This is a genomic window from Rhodococcus sp. KB6 (assembly GCF_001445685.1).
Lineage (GTDB): Bacteria > Actinomycetota > Actinomycetes > Mycobacteriales > Mycobacteriaceae > Rhodococcus_F > Rhodococcus_F qingshengii.
This window is the reverse complement of the sequence record NZ_LNAK01000134.1, coordinates 358,940-379,310: the sequence shown is the minus strand read 5'-3', so window position 1 is coordinate 379,310 and position 20,371 is coordinate 358,940. Positions and strand designations below refer to the sequence as shown.

At 62.0% G+C, this 20,371-nt stretch carries 21 protein-coding genes; 20 read left to right on the top strand and 1 reads right to left on the bottom strand.

Annotated features, from left to right (window positions below; genetic code table 11):
• Positions 1 to 41 precede the first annotated feature (41 nt).
• Positions 42 to 794 carry an FAD-dependent thymidylate synthase gene (thyX, locus tag ASU23_RS21690; RefSeq protein ID WP_003942250.1) on the bottom strand — a complete coding sequence of 251 codons (753 nt, stop codon included), beginning with the start codon at positions 792 to 794 and terminating at the stop codon, positions 42 to 44.
• 154 nt (positions 795 to 948) lie between these two features.
• Here thyX and ASU23_RS21685 point away from each other — a divergent pair, with 154 nt between their 5' ends.
• The 20 genes from ASU23_RS21685 (at position 949) to ASU23_RS21590 (ending at position 20,365) form a co-directional block, all read left to right on the top strand.
• Entirely contained in the window at positions 949 to 1,428 is a 480-nt protein-coding gene (locus ASU23_RS21685) for a toxin-antitoxin system HicB family antitoxin (protein ID WP_003942206.1), read from the top strand.
• 87 nt (positions 1,429 to 1,515) lie between these two features.
• Positions 1,516 to 1,950: an SRPBCC family protein gene (locus ASU23_RS21680; RefSeq protein ID WP_003942203.1), complete on the top strand. Its 435-nt coding sequence runs from the start codon at positions 1,516 to 1,518 to the stop codon at positions 1,948 to 1,950.
• Between the two features lie 181 nt (positions 1,951 to 2,131).
• A complete protein-coding gene (locus tag ASU23_RS21675) occupies positions 2,132 to 2,524 on the top strand; it encodes a response regulator transcription factor (protein ID WP_042450864.1) in 393 nt (130 codons plus the stop codon).
• Positions 2,525 to 2,735: 211 nt separating this feature from the next.
• A complete protein-coding gene (locus ASU23_RS21670; protein WP_003942165.1) occupies positions 2,736 to 3,095 on the top strand; it encodes an NADH-quinone oxidoreductase subunit A in 360 nt (119 codons plus the stop codon).
• Between the two features lie 80 nt (positions 3,096 to 3,175).
• Entirely contained in the window at positions 3,176 to 3,730 is a 555-nt protein-coding gene (locus tag ASU23_RS21665) for an NADH-quinone oxidoreductase subunit B family protein (protein WP_003942234.1), read from the top strand.
• Positions 3,727 to 4,389, top strand: a complete 663-nt coding sequence (locus ASU23_RS21660) for an NADH-quinone oxidoreductase subunit C (protein WP_042922617.1) — start codon at positions 3,727 to 3,729, stop codon at positions 4,387 to 4,389. The genes ASU23_RS21665 and ASU23_RS21660 overlap by 4 nt, the downstream gene beginning before the upstream one ends.
• Complete coding sequence (nuoD, locus tag ASU23_RS21655) at positions 4,389 to 5,720, top strand: NADH dehydrogenase (quinone) subunit D (RefSeq protein WP_003942229.1); 1,332 nt, start codon at positions 4,389 to 4,391, stop codon at positions 5,718 to 5,720. Before ASU23_RS21660 ends, nuoD begins: the two co-directional genes overlap by 1 nt.
• Positions 5,717 to 6,541 (top strand): NADH-quinone oxidoreductase subunit NuoE, encoded by an 825-nt coding sequence (gene nuoE / locus ASU23_RS21650; RefSeq protein ID WP_058038691.1) that lies wholly within the window; start codon positions 5,717 to 5,719, stop codon positions 6,539 to 6,541. The genes nuoD and nuoE overlap by 4 nt, the downstream gene beginning before the upstream one ends.
• Before the next feature lies 1 nt (position 6,542).
• A complete protein-coding gene (gene nuoF / locus ASU23_RS21645; RefSeq protein ID WP_050655787.1) occupies positions 6,543 to 7,862 on the top strand; it encodes an NADH-quinone oxidoreductase subunit NuoF in 1,320 nt (439 codons plus the stop codon).
• Positions 7,859 to 10,288 carry an NADH-quinone oxidoreductase subunit G gene (locus ASU23_RS21640; protein ID WP_058038690.1) on the top strand — a complete coding sequence of 810 codons (2,430 nt, stop codon included), beginning with the start codon at positions 7,859 to 7,861 and terminating at the stop codon, positions 10,286 to 10,288. Before nuoF ends, ASU23_RS21640 begins: the two co-directional genes overlap by 4 nt.
• The gene (gene nuoH / locus ASU23_RS21635) at positions 10,285 to 11,625 is read left to right on the top strand and encodes an NADH-quinone oxidoreductase subunit NuoH (RefSeq protein ID WP_058038689.1); all 1,341 of its coding nucleotides are present in this window, start codon (positions 10,285 to 10,287) and stop codon (positions 11,623 to 11,625) included. The genes ASU23_RS21640 and nuoH overlap by 4 nt, the downstream gene beginning before the upstream one ends.
• Positions 11,618 to 12,175, top strand: a complete 558-nt coding sequence (gene nuoI / locus ASU23_RS21630) for an NADH-quinone oxidoreductase subunit NuoI (RefSeq protein ID WP_058038688.1) — start codon at positions 11,618 to 11,620, stop codon at positions 12,173 to 12,175. The genes nuoH and nuoI overlap by 8 nt, the downstream gene beginning before the upstream one ends.
• Complete coding sequence (locus tag ASU23_RS21625; RefSeq protein ID WP_058038687.1) at positions 12,172 to 12,969, top strand: NADH-quinone oxidoreductase subunit J; 798 nt, start codon at positions 12,172 to 12,174, stop codon at positions 12,967 to 12,969. Before nuoI ends, ASU23_RS21625 begins: the two co-directional genes overlap by 4 nt.
• Positions 12,966 to 13,265, top strand: a complete 300-nt coding sequence (nuoK, locus tag ASU23_RS21620; RefSeq protein WP_003942238.1) for an NADH-quinone oxidoreductase subunit NuoK — start codon at positions 12,966 to 12,968, stop codon at positions 13,263 to 13,265. Before ASU23_RS21625 ends, nuoK begins: the two co-directional genes overlap by 4 nt.
• A 1-nt stretch (position 13,266) precedes the next feature.
• A complete protein-coding gene (gene nuoL / locus ASU23_RS21615) occupies positions 13,267 to 15,159 on the top strand; it encodes an NADH-quinone oxidoreductase subunit L (RefSeq protein ID WP_058038686.1) in 1,893 nt (630 codons plus the stop codon).
• Positions 15,153 to 16,757: an NADH-quinone oxidoreductase subunit M gene (locus ASU23_RS21610; protein WP_058038685.1), complete on the top strand. Its 1,605-nt coding sequence runs from the start codon at positions 15,153 to 15,155 to the stop codon at positions 16,755 to 16,757. The genes nuoL and ASU23_RS21610 overlap by 7 nt, the downstream gene beginning before the upstream one ends.
• Positions 16,754 to 18,349: an NADH-quinone oxidoreductase subunit NuoN gene (nuoN, locus tag ASU23_RS21605; protein ID WP_058038684.1), complete on the top strand. Its 1,596-nt coding sequence runs from the start codon at positions 16,754 to 16,756 to the stop codon at positions 18,347 to 18,349. Before ASU23_RS21610 ends, nuoN begins: the two co-directional genes overlap by 4 nt.
• Positions 18,350 to 18,353: 4 nt before the next feature.
• A complete protein-coding gene (locus tag ASU23_RS21600; protein WP_058038683.1) occupies positions 18,354 to 19,037 on the top strand; it encodes a lysoplasmalogenase in 684 nt (227 codons plus the stop codon).
• A 30-nt stretch (positions 19,038 to 19,067) separates the two neighbouring features.
• On the top strand, positions 19,068 to 19,652 hold the full coding sequence (locus ASU23_RS21595; RefSeq protein ID WP_007735137.1) for an RNA polymerase sigma factor: 585 nt from the start codon (positions 19,068 to 19,070) through the stop codon (positions 19,650 to 19,652).
• Positions 19,649 to 20,365, top strand: a complete 717-nt coding sequence (locus tag ASU23_RS21590; RefSeq protein ID WP_050655780.1) for a hypothetical protein — start codon at positions 19,649 to 19,651, stop codon at positions 20,363 to 20,365. The genes ASU23_RS21595 and ASU23_RS21590 overlap by 4 nt, the downstream gene beginning before the upstream one ends.
• The last annotated feature ends 6 nt before the right edge of the window (positions 20,366 to 20,371 follow it).

The window sequence follows — 20,371 nt, the reverse complement described above, 5'->3', positions numbered from 1 at the left end:
TCAGAAGGTTACCCGGTTCAGCTCTTACTTCTGCACACGAGTCACGACTCGGCCGCAAATGCGCTGACGGCAATTTCCGATCCGTCGCTTCCGCGAAGAATCTCGTAGTCCCCGAACACATTTGGCGCGACATCACGAAGCTGACGCAGGCACTCGACCGCGACTCGCCGGATCTCGACATCCGCATGTTCGGTGGCACGCATCTCGACGAAGTGCCGCCAGGCCCGATAGTTCCCGGTCACGACCAAGCGCGTCTCGGTGGCGTTGGGCAGCACCGAGCGCGCAGCCTGCCTGGCTTGCTTGCCCCGCATCGGGGCACCGGGCACCGATTGCAGTTTCCCTTCGAGGGCAGTCAGCAGTTCCCCGTAAGCGCGACGGCTTTCGTCGGTGGCATTCAGAAACAGTGCTTCGAGCTCGGGATCACCTTCGACAGCAGGAGGCACGACGACGTTTGCATCGTTCTCACGGACGAATCGCTGCGAGAGTTGCGAGTACGAGAAGTGCCGGTGACGAATCAATTCGTGAGTGCACGAGCGCGAGATACCGGTGATGTAGAAGCTCACTGTCGCATGCTCGAGCACCGAAACGTGTCCGACCTCGAGCAGATGCCTCAGATAGCCGGCGTTGGTTGCGGTTCGCGGATTCGGCTTGGACCAACTCTGGTAGCAGGCTCGACCGGAGAACTCGACCAGCGCTTCGCCACCATCCGCGTCCGTCTCCCACGGAATGTCCTCGGGCGGGAAGAACTCGGACTTCGCCACCAACTGCACCTTCAGCGACACCGTGTTCGGCACAACCCACTCCTCGACAAGCACGAAACGACCAGCACGAAACCCGGGCGCCGTTCGCCTCAGGTGCTGGGCAACTCTATAGCGGTCGACCGCCCTCGATACCGAGTGACGTCATCAAATCCTTGACTGACGTCACTTTTGACGCCACTGTGGTGTCATGGACATTTCGGAGTACACCGCAAAGCTGCAGAACGACCTCGCCACTGCAGCCGAACTCGGCGACGATCACACGCGCCGGATTGCGGCGTCGTTGTCCGCCGCCATCGAACCCTCGGTCCGCCTGGTCTTGTTGGCCGCGGCGACGGAACTGGCCAAGGAGATCGGGGCGAAGCTGGGCGACCGAGAGGTCAAGGTCAATCTCGACGGAAGCGAATTACTGGTCGACGTCGTTCGCCCGCCGAACTCGACAGGCGGCGAAGGTGCAAACGAGAAGGCAGACGACGAGAAGAAGGACTCAACCTACTCGTTCGACGACGTCAGCGGTGATATCAGCCGGGTGACGTTGAGGATGATGGAACAGATCAAAGCCCGCGCCGAGGAGGCCGCCAATCAGAACGGAGTCTCCCTCAACTCGTGGGTTTCACAAGCCGTCCAGGGCGCATTGCGGGACCAGATGCGCAAGAACGGCATGGACTAGCTCGACGCCAACCCGATCACCGAATGATCTAATTGCGCAACTGCAGTAATCACGAACCGTTGCCGCAAGGCGAGAAGGAGCACGTTCATGGCCGTTTCGGGCGTCAAGGAATTCGAGATCAAGGCTGATCCGGAAACGGTGATGAAGGCCGTAGCAGCCGTCGATCGGCTGCCGGAGTGGTCGTCTGCACACAAGAAGATCACCATCGAGAGCACCCACGACGACGGTCGCCCCCATCGCGTTCGCATGGCCGTGTCCATTCTGGGAATCAACGACGAGCAGGTAGTCGACTACACCTTCGAGGGCGACGAGAAGGTGACCTGGACCCTCGTGGAGAGCGGTCAGCAGAACCAGCAGGACGGCTCGTACGTCTTGACTCCCACCGACGGTGGAACCAAAGTCACCTTCGAACTGACCATCGATCCCAAGATCCCGCTGCCGGGCTTCCTGGTGAAGAAGGCACAGAAGACGGCGCTGGAAACAGCGAGCAAGGGCCTGACGAAGTTCGTCGAAAACTTCTGAGCGCACACGCAATTCAGGCGGCCCTTACTTCCGGCGTTCATCGCCGGGTAGGGGCCGTTTGCCGTGAAGCCGAGCTGTGTTTTCGCGGAAGTCCCTGCCGATGTTGAAGATTCGCCGGTAGCCGGGGACCGCCCGGAGTAACGTCGGCCGCGTGTCCGCCGAGACCGCAGAGCCCAACTCCATGGCACCCGTGCGCATCCTCGTCTACAGCGACGACGCACACACGCGCGAGCAAGTTCGGCTCGCTCTCGGAGAGCGCCCACATCCGTCGATGCCCACCATCGACTACATCGAGGTCGCGACGGCACCGATCGTCGTAGCCAAGCTCGATGCCGGCGGAATCGACCTCGCCATTCTCGACGGCGAGGCGAGTCCGGCGGGCGGCATGGGCGTCGCGAAACAACTCAAGGACGAGATCGCCGACTGTCCACCGATCCTCGTACTGACCGGTCGACCCGACGATGCGTGGCTGGCGTCGTGGTCGAGAGCGGAAGCCTCAGTGCCGCAGCCGATAGATCCGATCGAACTTGCTTCCACCGTCATCGCGCTTCTGCGTCGACAACTGAGCCGGTGAGCACCCGTTGCAGCGGTGATTCGTTGCGGCGCCGACTACTTCGGACTTTCGAGAGCGAAACTCCGCACCCCGAAAACGAACCCAATGTCGGAGGCCTCCCCTAGTGTGGGTGTCGCAGGTCACATAAGTATCGAATTGCTGGCAGTATCGAAATCGAACGGCACCTTCGGGCTGGGCGGACATCCGCACAGCGGAGAGGAGTTCGGGTGACATGAACGCTTACATCCCCATTCTCGTCCTCGGGGTCATCGCGATGGCCTTCGCTGTGGTGTCGGTTGTTCTCGCGTCCGTGGTCGGCCCGAAGCGGTACAACAGGGCGAAACTCGAAGCCTACGAATGCGGAATCGAACCGGCACCCCGTACCGCCGGTGGCGGGCGGTTTCCCGTCAAGTTCTATCTGACGGCAATGCTGTTCATCATCTTCGACATCGAGATCGTTTTCCTCTACCCGTGGGCGGTGCATTTCGATTCGCTCGGCTTGTTCGGCCTCGCGGCGATGGGCCTTTTCATAGTCAACGTCTCGGTGGCATACGCATACGAATGGCGACGAGGCGGTCTCGGTTGGGACTAGGCCAGCGGACACAGGTACAGCACACATACGTCAGACAAAACCGGTCACACCGCAGCAGTTGCGACTGAAAAGAGTCGGATATGGGTCTCGAAGAAAAGCTCCCCAGCGGATTTCTACTGACCACTGTCGAGGGCCTGGCAGGGTATGCCCGCAAAGGATCACTGTGGCCTGCCACCTTCGGGCTCGCGTGCTGCGCGATCGAGATGATGGCAACCACGTCAGGTCGCTTCGACCTGGCGCGGTTCGGCATGGAGGCATTCCGCGCGTCGCCGCGACAGGCAGACCTTCTGATCGTGGCCGGGCGGGTCAGTCAAAAGATGGGGCCGGTACTTCGTCAGGTCTACGACCAGATGGCCGAGCCGAAATGGGTTCTGGCCATGGGTGTGTGTGCGTCGTCCGGCGGTATGTTCAACAACTACGCAGTGGTACAGGGCGTCGACCACATCGTGCCGGTCGACATCTACTTGCCCGGCTGTCCGCCGCGGCCGGAGATGCTCCTGAACGCGATCATCGAACTGCACCGAAAGATCCAGGAGATGCCCCTCGGCGTGAACCGCGAAGAGGCACGCGCGGCAGCCGAGCGCGCCGCACTGGCATCCACCCCCACCATCGACATGAAGGGGCTTCTGCGATGACCGCGGGCAACAACGGATCGAGGGGGATGTTCGGGGTCCGCGGCAGTGGTGACACCTCGGGCTACAGCCGGCTCGCCCCGCCGATCTCAGTAGAGGACAAGGCCTCTCGACCGTTCGGTGGATACTTCGACGAAGTTGCGGACTCCTTGGATGCCGCATTGCGCAGCGCGGGCAGCACTTTCACCGATGCAATCGAGCGGGTAGTGATCTTTCGAGACGAGATGACGCTGCATGTCGAACGGTCTCACCTCCCGCAGGTCGCGCGCAGACTGCGCGACGAATCGGAACTTCGCTTCGAACTTTGCCTGGGTGTCGATGGAGTCCACTATCCGCAGGACACCGGTCGCGAGCTCCACGCCGCATATCCATTTGCTTCGATCACGCACAACCGCCGGATCAGACTGGAAGTGTCCGTGCCGGACTCCGATCCACATATTCCGTCCATCGTCGGGATATACCCCACCAACGATTGGCACGAGCGTGAGACCTACGACTTCTTCGGGATCGTCTTCGACGGTCACCCGGCCCTGACCCGTATCGAGATGCCCGACGACTGGAAGGGCCACCCACAGCGCAAGGACTATCCGCTCGGCGGTATCCCGGTCGAGTACAAGGGCGCCCAGACTCCTCCACCCGACGAGCGTAGGTCGTACAACTGATGAACGAGACGACAGGAAGCAACTCCGGTGCCACGACGGAAACCGTCGTCACAGCATCGGGTCAGGACTGGGACGACATCGTCACCGCGGCCGCTCGCCAGCGAACCGGCGAGGCCGAACGGATCGTGGTCAACATGGGCCCGCAGCATCCGTCCACTCACGGCGTCCTGCGCCTCATTCTCGAAATCGAGGGTGAGACAGTCGTGGAAGCTCGGTGTGGAATCGGCTACCTGCACACCGGAATCGAAAAGAATCTCGAATACCGGAACTGGACGCAGGGCGTCACTTTCGTTACTCGAATGGACTACCTCTCACCGTTCTTCAACGAAACCGCGTACTGCCTCGGAGTCGAAAAACTTCTCGACATCACCGACGACATTCCCGAGCGAGCCACCGTCATTCGCGTGATGATGATGGAGCTCAATCGAATCTCGTCGCACCTTGTCGCCCTGGCAACCGGTGGAATGGAACTGGGCGCCGTGACGGCGATGCTGTTCGGATTCCGCGAACGCGAATTGATTCTGGACGTGTTCGAGACGATCACCGGACTGCGGATGAATCACGCCTACATCAGGCCTGGTGGTCTCGCTCAGGATCTACCCGACGGGTCGGTCGCGAAGGTACGAGAACTGTTGAAGGTCCTACCGAAACGGTTGCGTGACGTCGAACTGATGCTCAGCGACAACTCCATCTGGAAAGCCCGCACCCAGGGAATCGGATATCTCGATCTCACCGGCTGCATGGCGCTCGGCGTGACGGGGCCGGTCCTACGCGCCACGGGACTCCCCCACGATCAGCGTCGAGCGCAGCCCTACTGCGGCTACGAGAACTACGAGTTCGACGTCGTGACGCACGACGGATCCGATTGCTACGGAAGGTACGTCATCCGTGTCGAGGAGATGAAGGAGTCCCTCAAGATCGTCGAGCAGTGCCTCGACAAACTGCAACCGGGGCCGGTCATGGTGGACGACAAGAAGATCGCCTGGCCTGCCGATCTCGCTGTCGGACCGGATGGCCTCGGCAATTCGCAGAAGCACATCGCCAAGATCATGGAGTCGTCCATGGAGGGTCTGATTCACCATTTCAAACTGGTCACCGAAGGAATCCGCGTGCCGCCCGGCCAGGTGTACGTCGCCGTCGAGTCCCCGCGTGGCGAGTTGGGTGTGCACATGGTCAGCGACGGGGGAACCCGGCCGTACCGCGTCCATTTCCGGGATCCGTCATTCACCAACCTTCAAGCGGTAGCGGCGATGTGCGAGGGAGGCATGGTGTCCGACGTGATCGCCTCGGTTGCCAGTATCGATCCCGTCATGGGCGGAGTGGACCGATGACCGGCCCGAACGGCTCGTCACGGGTGTTCATCGAACTCGGGCCGCGCCCGGACGAGCCCACGCAACTGGTACGCCCTGGCGCACGATCGAGTTATCCGCCTGACGTACTCGCCCGACTCGACGCCGATGCCGAAACCGTCATCGCTCGTTACCGTGAGCCTGACGCCGCGGCGACCACCAGTCGATCAGCCCTCCTGCCGCTCCTTCATCTCGTGCAGTCCGAGGACGGGTACATCACCCCGGCCGGGATCGATTTCTGCAGTGCCAAGCTGGGTTTGACCGGCGCCGAGGTTGCCGCCGTTTCCACCTTCTACTCGATGTATCGCCGTGGTCCGACGGGTGAGTATCTGGTCGGAGTCTGCACCAACACGCTGTGCGCGATCATGGGCGGAGACGACATCCTCGCAGCACTCGAAGAGCATCTCGGGTCAGCAGGCTCCAGAGACGAAGGCGGACACTCCATCTCGACGTCCGACGGCAAGATCACCCTCGAACACATCGAGTGCAATGCGGCGTGCGACTACGCCCCCGTCATGATGATCAACTGGGAGTTCTTCGACAACCAGACTCCGGAATCGGCGCGCTCACTCGTCGATGCGCTCCGCGCCGGAGAGCGCGTGACACCCAGTCGCGGTGCCACACTGTGTTCGTTCCGACAGACCGCACGCACCTTGGCCGGGTTCCCGGATACGCGAATCGAAGCAGCCGAAGCACAAACAATCGGCGGGGCAACTCTTGCCGGACTGCGTATCAGCCGATCTCACGACGACAACCCACCCGGCTCGGCCTCAGCAGCCGACGCTACCGGCGAAGGGAAGTGACATGACACTCGCCCCCGTCCTGAGTCGCTACTGGGATCAACCGAACTCGTGGACTCTCGACAGCTACCTTCGTCACGACGGCTACCAAGCCCTACGCAAAGCGCTAGCCATGTCCCCCGACGCCGTGATCGAAACGGTCAAGGACGCGGGCCTTCGTGGGCGCGGTGGCGCCGGTTTCCCGACGGGCCTCAAGTGGAGTTTCATCCCACAGAGCACCGAAGACAAGCCAGGAGACGGCAAGCCCCACTATCTCGTCGTCAATGCCGACGAGTCCGAACCGGGCACATGCAAGGACATGCCGTTGATGATGGCGACCCCACACACGTTGGTCGAGGGAGTCATCATCGCGGCGTATGCAATTCGAGCGGCCAAGGCGTTCATCTACGTCCGGGGCGAGGTGGTCCCGGTCCTGCGACGTCTGCAGACCGCCGTGGCCGAGGCCTATGCGGCCGGATACCTGGGCCGCAACATCCTCGGTTCGGGATTCGACTTGGATCTCGTCGTGCACGCCGGAGCAGGCGCGTACATCTGTGGTGAGGAGACAGCCCTCCTCGATTCGTTGGAGGGACGACGCGGTCAGCCTCGACTGCGGCCGCCATTCCCCGCCGTCGCCGGCCTCTACGCCTGCCCGACCGTCGTCAACAACGTCGAGTCCATCGCGAGTGTGCCGTCGATCGTCCTGGGCGGCCCGGAGTGGTTCCGGTCGATGGGAAGCGAGAAGTCGCCGGGGTTCACGTTGTACTCGCTCTCTGGTCATGTCACCACTCCCGGCCAGTACGAGGCGCCGCTCGGCATCACGTTGCGAGAACTTCTCGATTACGCGGGCGGCGTTCGCACCGGGCACACCCTCAAGTTCTGGACTCCCGGCGGATCCTCGACTCCGATCTTCACCGACGAACATCTCGATGTCCCACTCGACTACGAGGGTGTCGGCGCGGCGGGATCGATGCTCGGCACCAAGGCACTGCAGATATTCGACGACACAACCTGCATCGTGCGCGCGGTGCTGCGGTGGACCGAGTTCTACGCCCACGAATCTTGCGGTAAATGCACGCCGTGCCGCGAAGGCACGTACTGGCTGGTGCAGATCCTGCGGCGACTCGAAGGCGGAACAGGTACTGAAGCTGATCTCACCAAACTTCTCGACATCTCGGACACCATCCTCGGAAAATCCTTCTGCGCGTTGGGCGACGGAGCGACCAGCCCGATCATGTCCTCCCTGAAGTACTTCCGCGAGGAATACGTAGCGCATTTCGACAGCAACGGATGCCCGTTCGATCCTCGCCGATCCGTTCTCGCGACAGGAGCGTTCGTCTCATGACTGCAGCCGACGCTACCAAGAACGACGCCACCAAGACCGACACGGCACCGCCCACTGATCTGGTCGCCCTCACCATCGACGGCCGGGAACTCCAGGTACCCAAGGGCACGTTGATCATTCGCGCTGCAGAGATGATCGGCACACAGATTCCGCGGTTCTGCGATCATCCTCTTCTGGACCCGGTCGGGGCGTGCCGACAGTGCATCGTGGAGGTCGAAGGTCAACGCAAGCCGGTGGCGTCCTGCACGACACCGGTTGCGGACGGAATGGTCGTCACCACACAGCTCACGTCACCGGTGGCGGAGAAGGCGCAGCGCGGGGTGATGGAACTCCTGCTCATCAACCACCCTCTGGACTGCCCCGTGTGTGACAAGGGCGGCGAGTGTCCGCTTCAAAACCAGGCGATGTCGACCGGTCGCACCGAATCCCGGTTCGGTGAGGAGAAAAGGACCTACCCCAAGCCCATCCCACTCTCGTCCGAAATCCTGCTCGACCGCGAGCGTTGCGTCCTCTGCGCCAGATGCACACGGTTTTCGGGCCAGATCGCCGGCGACCCGTTCATCGATCTCCTCGAGCGCGGCGCGCTTCAACAGGTCGGGATCTACGCCAACGAGCCCTTCGAGTCCTACTTCTCGGGCAACACCATCCAGGTGTGCCCGGTCGGCGCGCTTACCAGTACGGCATACCGATTCCGGGCGCGACCGTTCGATCTGGTGTCCAGCCCCAGCGTGTGTGAACACTGCGCCGACGGATGTGCTCAGCGCACGGACCACCGTCGCGGAAAGGTTCTCCGCCGTCTCGCCGGGGACGACCCCGCAGTCAACGAGGAATGGAACTGCGACAAGGGCCGTTTCGCATTCACGTACACGACCCAAGGTGATCGGATCACCACTCCCCTGATCCGCAACGCTGACGGCGAATTGATTCCGGCGTCGTGGCCCATGGCACTCGACCTCGTTGCGCGATCCTTCGCGCAGGCCCGCGGTGACGCAGGCGTACTCGTCGGCGGACGCTCTACCTTGGAGGACGCCTACGCCTACGGCAAGTTCGCGCGAGTTGCTTTCGCTACCAACAACATCGACTTCCGAATCCGTGCTCATTCTGCCGAAGAGGCAGGTTTCCTCTCAGCACACGTCGCCGGCAGCACACTCGAAGAGTCGGTAACGTACCAGGACCTCGAGTCGGCCCCGGCCGCATTGCTGGTAGCTCTCGAGCCCGAGGAGGAGTCACCGATCATCTTCCTGCGGCTACGCAAGGCCGCACTTTTCGGCAAGACGACGGTGCTCTCCAGCGCGCCATTCGCTACGCGCGGCCTGCAGAAGATGGGCGGCTCTTTGCTTCGGACCGTACCCGGAAGTGAAGCAGCTCTGATGGATTCGTTGTCTCACCCCAGCAGTGAGGAGGGCCAGCTCCTCCGGCAGCCCGGTGCAGTGATCCTGTTGGGCGAACGACTCAGTGAGGTGGCGGGCGGCTTCGCCGCGGCGGTACGTCTCGCCGAAGCGACAGGATCTTGTTTGGCTTGGGTCCCACGCCGCGCTGGTGATCGCGGCGCCGTCGAGGCGGGCGCACTACCGGGATTGCTTCCCGGCGGACGCCCCGTTGCGGACCCGGCAGCACGTCAGGAGGTGGAATCAGTGTGGGGGGCCTCCATCCCGGCATCCGACGGGCGCGACGCCGCGAGTCTGCTGGATCCGGGGCAGACGACTGCTGCCCTTCTTGTCGGCGGCGTCGAATTGAGTGATCTCCCGAACCCGGCGAAGGCAAGGGCCGCGATCGAAGCAGCAGGTTTCGTGGTGAGTTTGGAGATCCGTCACAGCGGAGTCACCGAACTCGCCGACGTCGTCTTCCCGGTGGCACCGGTCGCCGAGAAGCCCGGAACCTTCCTCGATTGGGAAGGCCGCGAGCGCGTGTTCGACACTGCGTTGAGAACGACAGGAGTGATGCCGGATCAGCGCGTTCTCCACGCGATCGCAGCCGAGATGGGCATCGATCTGGGCCTACCCGACGCAGATTCCGCACGCTCGGAGATACACCGCCTCGGCGCTTGGTCCGGATCGCGCCCCACCTCGCCTCAGGTCCCGTCAGGCACCATGCCCACACCGGCACTGGGCGAGGCAGTGTTGTCGAGTTGGCGAATGCTGCTCGACAACGGCCGATTGCAAGACGGCGAGCCCAACCTGGCGGGTACGGCACGGCTCCCACTCGTACGTTTGTCTGCCGAGACCGCTGCCGAGATCGGCGCCGACAACGGCGATCACGTTGCGGTGTCGACTGAATCCGGTTCCATCACATTACCGTTGGAGATCACCGAACTCCCGCCTCGAACAGTCTGGCTCCCGCTCAATTCACCGGGTAGCACGATCTACGAAACGCTCTGCGTTACCGCGGGTTCCGTGGTGAAGATTGCGAAGGCGGGAGCGCAATGACCACCCACGAGTACGGGACCCTGTCAGCTCCGGTCGACCTGTCGGCGTTCGGGCACGACCCGTGGTGGTTGGTGATCGGCAAGGCTCTCGCCATTTTCGTGTTCCTTGTACTCACACCGCTGGTGGCAATTTACGCGGAACGAAAGGTCATGGCACGCATGCAGATGCGTGTCGGACCGAACCGCGTCGGCCCCCGTGGAATGCTCCAGAGTCTCGCTGACGGAATCAAGCTCGCCCTCAAGGAGGGCATCACACCGACCGGCGCCGACAAACCGATTTATCTCCTCGCGCCCGTCATCGCAGTCGTGCCCGCGTTCATGGCCTTTGCCGTCATCCCGTTCGGTCCGCAGGTGTCGATCTTCGGAACCCTTTCACCCCTGCAACTGACCGATCTTCCGGTCGGAGTTCTCTACATCCTCGCCGTGACTTCAATCGGTGTGTACGGGATCGTGCTTGCCGGCTGGTCGTCCGGATCGACGTATCCACTATTGGGCGCACTTCGATCGACCGCGCAGGTCATCTCCTACGAGGTAGCAATGGGGCTGTCCTTCGCCGCCGTCTTCCTCTACGCCGGAACGATGTCCACGTCCGGAATCGTCAGTGCCCAACAAGGTGCCTGGTACGTCTTTCTCCTCCTGCCGTCCTTCCTGATCTACGTGACAGCCATGGTCGGCGAAACCAACAGGGCTCCCTTCGACCTTCCCGAGGCCGAGGGTGAACTGGTGGGTGGGTTCCACACCGAGTACTCCTCACTCAAGTTCGCGATGTTCATGCTGGCCGAGTACGTGAACATGGTGACGGTGTCCGCTCTGGCCACGACACTGTTCCTGGGTGGGTGGCACGCACCGTTCCCGTTCAACCTGTGGGACGGCGCCAATTCCGGTTGGTGGCCCGTGCTGTGGTTTGTTGCCAAGGTGTGGGGCTTCCTCTTCGTCTTCATCTGGCTGCGCAGTACCCTTCCGCGGTTGCGCTACGACCAGTTCATGAATCTCGGATGGAAGATTCTCATCCCCGCTGCCTTGGTGTGGGTGATGGTGATCGCGACTGTTCGTGCCTTCCGCAACGAGGGTTACAACACCTGGGTCGTACTTCTTTGCGTCGCACTGGTTCTCGGAGCTGCGCTCCTGATCGTGTTGGCCGGGACTTACCGCAGCCGACGCCGAACCGCCGCGTTGGTGCCCGATTCGGGGACCCGGCCTTTCCATGCGATGTCGGGCGGCTTCCCGGTTCCACCCCTACCTGGTCAAACGCTGCCGCCCCGAAAACTACCGGGTCAGAACGTGCCACCGCCGCGGCGGACAGATGTTTCCGACACATCGGAGGACTCCCATGCCTGATTTCCTCGGACCTATCGCGGGTTTCGGAGTGACGCTCTCGACAATGTTCAAGAAACCCGAGACCGAGTTCTATCCGGAGGAGAAGCGGCCCACCGCGCCCGGATACCACGGTCGCCATCAACTCAACCGGTATGCGGACGGACTCGAGAAGTGCATCGGTTGCGAACTGTGTGCCTGGGCCTGCCCCGCCGACGCGATCTATGTCGAGGGTGCTGACAACACCGAAGAAGAACGGTTCTCCCCCGGCGAGCGTTACGGGCGGGTGTATCAGATCAACTACCTGCGGTGCATCGGCTGTGGCCTCTGCGTCGAGGCTTGCCCCACTCGGGCTCTCACCATGACCAACGAGTACGAGATGACCGACGACAACCGAGCCGGGTTGATCTACGAGAAGGACCGCCTTCTCGCGCCCCTGAAACCCGACATGGCAGCGCCACCACACACGCTGCGTCCCGGCACAACTCAGGACGACTACTACCGCGGCGACATCACAGCAGCTCCCGAACAGGCAGTACCCGAGCAAGAGCCGAACCCGGAGACCGAGAAATGATCGCGGCGGTCACGACCACGATCCTGGCTGAGGGAACGATGACATCGACCTCCACCGGCGAGGCGGTGCAGTTCTGGATCCTCGGAACCCTTGCGGTGATCAGCGCTTTGGGCGTGGTCGCCGCCCCCAAGGCCGTCTACTCTGCACTCTTCCTTGCAATGACGATGATCATCCTGGCCGTCTTCTACATCGTGCAGGGCGCACTGTTCCTGGGTGTCGTCCAGATCGTCGTCTATACCGGCGCAGTGATGATGTTGTTCCTGTTCGTCCTGATGCTGGTCGGCGTGGATTCTTCGGACTCCTTGGTCGAAACGCTACGGGGACAACGCGTCAGCGCGATCGTGATCGGCGTCGGATTCGGGCTACTCCTTATCGGCGGCCTCGGAAATGCGTCGATCTCGGGGTTCACCGGATTCACCGGACTCGAGCAGGGCAACATCGACGCTCTCGCCGATCTCATCTTCATCCGCTACGTCTGGGCCTTCGAACTGACCGGCGCACTGCTGATCACGGCGACACTTGGCGCAATGATGCTCGCGCATCGGGAGAAGATCGGAGCCACACTCAGCCAACGCGAACTCTCGCAGCAACGATTCGCGTACCTGGGCAGCGATGAGAGCAATCCCGACAAGGGCTCGGCCACTCCCCTCCCCAGTCCCGGCGTGTACGCACGTCACAACGCAGTAGACATGCCGGCGTTGTTGCCCGACGGAACGTTCTCGACCCTCTCCGTCAGCAGCGCCCTCACTCCGCGATCCCCGGATCCCGATACCGGCGAGGAAACGCAGCGATGAATCCAGAGAACTATCTGTATCTGTCGGTCCTGTTGTTCACCATCGGGGCTGCGGGAGTCCTCCTGCGACGCAACGCCATCGTGGTGTTCATGTGTATCGAATTGATGCTCAACGCCGCGAACCTGGCATTCGTGACCTTCGCGCGCATGCACGGCAATCTGGACGGGCAGATCTTCGCCTTCTTCACGATGGTGGTAGCTGCGGCCGAAGTAGTCGTCGGCTTGGCAATCATCATGATCATCTTCCGATCTCGGCGTTCTGTATCCGTCGACGACGCAGACCTGCTGAAGTACTGACATGTCAGGAGGAATCACGTCCGCCATCTGGTTGCTCCCCGCCCTGCCCCTGTGCGGCGCCGCTGTCCTGTTGCTGGCGGGTCGTCGCACGAACGCGTGGGGCCACCTGTTCGCCTGCGTCATGACACTCGCGTCGTTTGTCGTCGCAGTGGTGTTTTTCATCGCCATGCTCGGCCGCGACACCGCCGACCGCACCGTCACCGAGCACCTGTTCAGTTGGGTCCCGGTCGACAGTCTTCAGGTCGAGTTCGGACTGCAGCTTGATCAACTGTCGATGTGTTTCGTCCTGCTCATCACCGGTGTAGGTTCGCTGATCCACATCTACGCGGTCGGCTACATGGCGCACGACCCCGAGCGTCGTAAGTTCTTCGCCTACCTCAATCTCTTCCTCGCTGCGATGCTGCTCCTCGTGCTCGCCGACAACTTCCTCGGGCTCTACGTCGGCTGGGAAGGCGTCGGTTTGGCGTCGTACCTGCTGATCGGTTTCTGGCAGCACAAGCCGTCGGCGGCGACCGCTGCCAAGAAGGCTTTTGTCGTCAATCGGGTGGGCGACATCGGATTGATGATCGCGATGATGTTGATGTTCAGCACGTTCGGCTCGCTCTCGTTCAGCAGCGTCTTCGCCGACGCGTCTGGTGCAAGCGAAGGTGTCCTGACGGCGATCGGCCTGATGCTCCTCCTCGCTGCATGCGCGAAGTCGGCGCAGGTGCCACTGCAGTCGTGGCTCGGCGACGCGATGGAGGGCCCCACCCCCGTCTCGGCTCTGATTCACGCGGCCACGATGGTCACGGCCGGCGTCTATCTGATCGTGCGCGCCAATCCGATCTTCGATCTCGCACCCGACGCTCAACTCGTGGTTGTCATCGTCGGTGCCGTGACGCTGCTGTTCGGTGCGATCATCGGCTGCGCGAAGGACGACATCAAGAAAGCGCTCGCCGCGTCGACCATGAGTCAGATCGGATACATGGTCCTGGCGGCGGGCCTCGGACCAGCTGGATACGCCTTCGCAATCCTTCATCTGATCACCCACGGATTCTTCAAGGCGGGCCTGTTCCTCGGCGCGGGTTCGGTGATGCACGCGATGAACGACGAAACCGACATGCGGCGCTACGGCGGACTTCGAGCGTTCATGCCACTGACTTTTGTCACGTTCGGGCTCGGATACCTTGCCATCATCGGTGTTCCGCCGTTTGCCGGGTTCTTCTCCAAGGACAAGATCATCGAGGTTGCGATCGGCGAGGGTGGCGTCAAGGGTGTTGTGCTGGGCATCGTCACCCTGTTGGGTGCGGCCCTCACTGCCTTCTACATGAGCCGCGTGATGCTGATGACCTTCTTCGGGAAGGCCCGCTGGGAGAACCAGAAACCTCACGAATCTCCGGCAGTGATGACGTCTCCGATGATCATCCTGGCGGTGGGGTCCGTCGGCGCCGGGATGCTCCTGACCATCGGGTCCAGCTTGCAGAACTGGCTCGAACCGGTTGTCGGCTCACATCACGTCGAACCGCCGATACCCGCATGGTCGATCACCGCGCTGGCGCTGCTCGCAGTTGCCGCCGGCGTCGCGATTGCGTATCGCGAGTACGCCACCCGGGAGATTCCACTTGTGGCACCGACTCCGGTTTCACCGTTGACCGGTGCGGCTCGCCGCGATCTGTACGGTGACGCCTTCAACGAGACGGTGTTCATGAAGCCTGGACAACAACTCACCAAGTCGTTGGAAGTGTTCGACACCAAGGGAATAGGCGGCGTCGTGGGCAGCTTTGCGGTGGTCGTCACCGGGCTGTCCGCGCTCACGCGGAAGCTACAGACCGGGTTTGTTCGCTCGTACGCGCTGGTGATGTTTGTCGGAGCAACACTCGTGGTCGCGACAATGATGGCGGTGACACTGTGGTGATCGAAGCGGCGGTGAGCGACTCTGTGACCAATACCGGCTTCCCTGCGCTGACGGTGCTCTGGTTGCTTCCGCTCATCGGAGCGGGTGTAGTCCTCGCTCTGCCGGCACGGTCGTACCAATTTGCGAAGTCTCTCGCATTGGCTGTGTCCGTGGCAGTCCTGGTGGTCGCCGCCGTTCTCGGAGTTGCGTTCGACCGCGGCGGCGAACAATTTCAATTTGTCGAAAGCCACAGCTGGATACCGGCTTTCGGTACCAGCTACACACTCGGACTCGACGGGATCGCACTCGTTCTGGTTCTTCTCACCGCCGTGCTGGTGCCGTTACTCCTGATCGCGGGCTGGAATGACGTCCCGGCAGACCCGGCATCACCCAAGAGAATGCCGCACACCTATTTCGCGCTGATCCTTGTTGTCGAGTCCATGGTGATGATTTCGTTCAGCGCCTTGGACATTCTCTTGTTCTACATTTTCTTCGAGGCCATGCTGATACCGATGTATTTCCTCATCGGCGGGTTCGGCGGAGTGGGCAGATCTCGCGCAGCCGTGAAGTTTCTGCTCTACAATCTCCTCGGCGGCCTGGTCATGCTCACTGCGGTCATCGGCCTGTATGTGGTCACCACGCGCGACGAGAGTCCCTTCGCCAGCGGCACTTTCGACTTCCGGGCGATCGCCTCAGCGGCAAACAGCGGTGAACTCGGTGTGGGACCCGGGGTGCTCAACGCCTTGTTCCTCGGATTCATGTTCGCGTTCGCGGTGAAAGCACCGCTCTGGCCGCTGCACAGTTGGTTGCCGGACTCCGCGGTGGAATCGACTCCGTCGACAGCAGTGTTGATGATGGCGGTCGTGGACAAGGTGGGCACGTTCGCGATGATTCGCTACTGCCTGCAACTGTTCCCGGAGTCGTCGTCGACCTTTGCACCGTGGATCATCACGCTCGCCGTTATCGGGATCGTCTACGGCGCAATACTGGCGATCGCGCAAACAGACGTCATGAGACTGATCGCCTACACGTCGATTTCGCACTTCGGCTTCATCATTCTCGGAATCTTCGCGATGACCAGCCAGAGCCAGGCGGGTTCCGCGCTGTACATGGTCAATCACGGAGTCTCCACTGCGGCTCTGTTCTTGATTGCGGGATTCCTCGTCTCGCAGCGAGGTACTCGATCGATCGCGGCGTACGGCGGCGTCCAGAAAGTTGCACCCGTACTTGCCGGCACATTCCTCGTTGCGGGGCTGGCAACGCTGTCGCTGCCGGGTCTCGCGCCGTTCATCAGTGAGTTCCTGGTGCTGATCGGGACGTACTCGCGATACCACGTGGCCGCTATCGCGGCGACTGCCGCGCTTGTCCTGTCCGCGATCTACATACTCTGGCTCTACCAGCGCATGATGGGCGGACCTGTGAAGGAAGGGCAGGGAACGATCCGCGACCTCGCTCGACGCGAACTCGTGGTGGTCGCCCCTCTGATCGCACTCCTGTTGCTTCTCGGCATCTACCCCAAGCCTGCCTTGGACGTCATCACTCCTGCAGTGAGCCATACGGTCGTCGACGAGGCTCCGACCCCGCTCGTCGCCGACCACGAAGGAGGTGCCCACAAATGAGTTCCTTCAACGACGTGACCATCCTCGGCTCAGCCGGCACGGCGTCACCCAGTGTCGAATACAGCTTGCTCTCGCCAATGTTGATCGTGTTCGGTGTTGCGGTTGTGGGCGTACTCATCGAGGCGTTTGCACCCCGGCGCATTCGATACCCCGTGCAACTCGTCCTCGGTGTCGGAGGTTTGGCGGCCGCGTTCGTGGCAGTGCTTCTACTCGCCGGCACGCGGTCGACGGCGATGATGGGTTCTGTAGCGGTCGACGGTCCGACCCTTTTCCTGCAGGCCACGATCCTTCTCGTGTCGATCCCCGCAGTACTGCTGATCGCCGAGCGAGGCTCGGGCAACACCGCCGAGGTGATCGCGCAACACGACGCGCTCGGCGGTTTCACCCCTCAAGCGTCGAGCGTCCCCGGAAGTGTTGCGGAACAAGAAGCGGTCAAGGTCGGTATCGCCCAGACCGAGGTCTTTCCGCTCACCCTCTTCGCTGTCGGCGGCATGCTCCTCTTTCCCGCGTCCAACGATCTGCTGACGATGTTCGTTGCGCTCGAAGTGTTCTCACTGCCTCTGTATCTCCTGTGTGGTCTGGCACGCCGACGTCGCCTGCTCTCCCAGGAAGCTGCGCTCAAGTACTTTCTGCTCGGGGCATTTTCGTCGGCGTTCTTCGTTTTCGGAATCGCATTGCTGTACGGCTATGCCGGGACGGTCACGCTCTCCGGTATCGCCGACGCAGCACGCAGCGGGTCGGGTACCGATGCCTTCCTGTGGCTCGGGACAGCACTCGTGGCCGTGGGATTACTGTTCAAAGTCGGTGCCGTGCCGTTCCATTCGTGGATTCCCGATGTCTATCAAGGGGCGCCGACGCCGATCACCAGTTTTATGGCTACCGCGACCAAGATCGCCGCATTCGGTGCCATCCTTCGTGTCTTCTATGTGGCTCTGCCCAACGAGTACGTGAACTGGCGTCCACTGATGTGGGCAGTCGCGATTCTCACGATGGTTGTCGGATCGATCGTCGCTGTTACGCAAACCGATATGAAGCGGATGCTCGCGTATTCGGCCATCGCGCACACCGGATTCATTCTGACCGCTGTGGTTGCGGATTCGGATGCCGGCCTGGCCTCGGCGATGTTCTACCTTCTAGCCTACGGATTCAGCACCGTGGGCGCGTTCGCCGTCGTGAGTCTGGTTCGGGACGCAGACGGTGAGGTCGCGACGCTCTCGCGCTGGGCCGGGGTGGGCCGGCGCTCACCATTGGTCGGAGTTGTCTTTGCACTGTTCCTGCTGGCTTTCGCCGGGATCCCGTTGACCAGTGGGTTCATCGGAAAGTTCGCGGTGTTCAGCGCGGCAGCCGAGGGCGGGGCCGCACCTCTCGTGATCGTCGGCGTCCTGTGCAGCGCGATCGCCGCGTACTTCTACGTGCGAGTGATCGTGTTGATGTTCTTCACCGAATCGGCCGCAGACGCTCCGACCGTCGTGGTGCCGAGTGCACTGACCAGCAGTGTGATCGGCCTCGGCGCCGGTGTCACGCTCATCCTCGGCATACTCCCCCAGCCGGCGCTCGACCTCGCCGAGCGTGCAGCGGACTTCCTACACTGAGCCGATGGGTGAATCTGATTGCGACGCCGGACTGCCGAGCACCATCCGGTCGCCATGGTTTGTCGGGTTTTCAGCGGTAGCGATTGTCCATCTGATCCTCAATGCCGCTGATGCTGCGCCCTGGGACGGGATCACCAAGGTCATGCTCGCGCCGATTCTGGCTGCCTGGGTTGTCGCCCGACGCGGACCTCGAGTTGTGGCTGCGGCACTGATTGCCTGTGCTTTCGGAGACCTGTTCCTGATCTGGGACTCCACGTTTGTCATCGGCATGGCAGCCTTCGCGATCGGTCACCTCTGCTTCATCCGATTCTTTCTCTCACACGGCGCTCTTCGGGAGATACGAAGGCGGCCATGGTTTCTGTGCGCTTACACCATCGCTGGAATCGCTCTTGTGTCGTACACCTGGCCCGGTCTCGAACCTGAACTTCGAATTGCCGTCCCCGTGTACGCCGCAATCCTGGTGGGAACCGCATCAACCGCACTGACGTACAACTCGATCACCGGTATCGGCGGCGCGCTGTTCCTCACCTCTGACGCCCTCATCCTGCTCGGCCAGGCGAACAAGTGGCAGCCCGCCGCTGCGGGCATCTGGATCATGACGCTGTACATCCTCGCTCTGTTGCTTCTGACAGTGGGAGTTCTCGGCCGGAGTAACACGCCAAACCGTCCATTAGCTCAGAGGCTGTAAGGATCAGCAACCAGCCGGACATCTCTTCATATGACCCCGAAATCCGAGGAACAACCGCCGCCGAGCGGCGAAGAGCGGTTCACCGCCCTGTGGGACGCCTACGCCGGTCGGGTGTTCGCGTATACCTGTCGCCACGTTGATCATCACAGCGCGCAGGAGGTTGTCTCCGAGACGTTCCTCGTTGCCTGGCGACGCTTGGACGAAGTGCCCGACCAGGCACTGCCGTGGCTGTTGGTGGTGGCTCGTAACACCGTGAACAACAACCGTCGCAGCGTTCGGCGCCTTGACGCGCTCACCGAGAAGATGGGACGCATCGAGCAGATTGCGGCATCGACGCCGGGCGCCGACGTCACTGTCACCGAACGCACGGAACTGCTCGAAGCACTGGCAACACTCACCGTCACCGAACGTGAAGCCCTGCTCCTGACTGCCTGGGACGGGTTGACCGCCACCGAAGCCGCGCGGGTCGCTGGGTGTTCGGTTCCGGCCATGCATGTTCGTCTCTTTCGCGCTCGGCGTCGATTGCGCGCCGGGTTGACTTCAGAATCCGACACCGTAATCCCGATGAACACCGCCCGACCTTGCGCTGCCGCCGAACACGGGAGTACCCCATGACCAAAGATCCGCTCACCACGCTCGAGAAGCTGCGGCCGAGCGATACGGTTTCCGCCGAACTCTGGCCCGAGAACGTCCAAGATGCCGCACGCACCCGAATCATGGCTACCGAAAACAACATTGGGGCAACCAAAGCTCCACGCCGTCGCGTCGGTGCCATCGTTCTCGTCGCGGCGATCTGCGCAGCAGTGGTGGTGGGCTGCGCCGCTGCCACGGGGATGATGCCGAAAGCGTTCACCGACATGTACTCGGGTTGGCAGACGATGCCGGGAACCAACGGCGGAATAGATCCGTCCACCGCCGAGCGGGTCGGGTCCATTCCCGGACCTGACGGAACCTTGTTCAGCGTCTTTGTCGCCCACGGCGCTAATGGCTGGAGGTGCGTCGCCCCGGTTTTCGAGGCGTCAGCCGACATCGACAAGGTTGGTCCGTCGAAATTCATCGGCCTCGGACACGGCTGCAGATCAATTGACTTGTACGGCGCAGATTCATTCGGGGGCGGCGCCGGGTACGAGGCCGGTCCGCACGAGGCGACCTACGACGCAGGAGCGGGAGGTGCTGTCCGAGCCGAACTTCACACCGCAGACGGCCAGATCTATCCGACAATTCTTGCCGAAGACCGCTTCTACGGATGGATTCCCCTGTCGCTCACGTCCCCTCGTCCAACCCTCGTCGGATATGCCGCAGACGGGACGGTCGTCGGCACCCGGTGAGCTGTC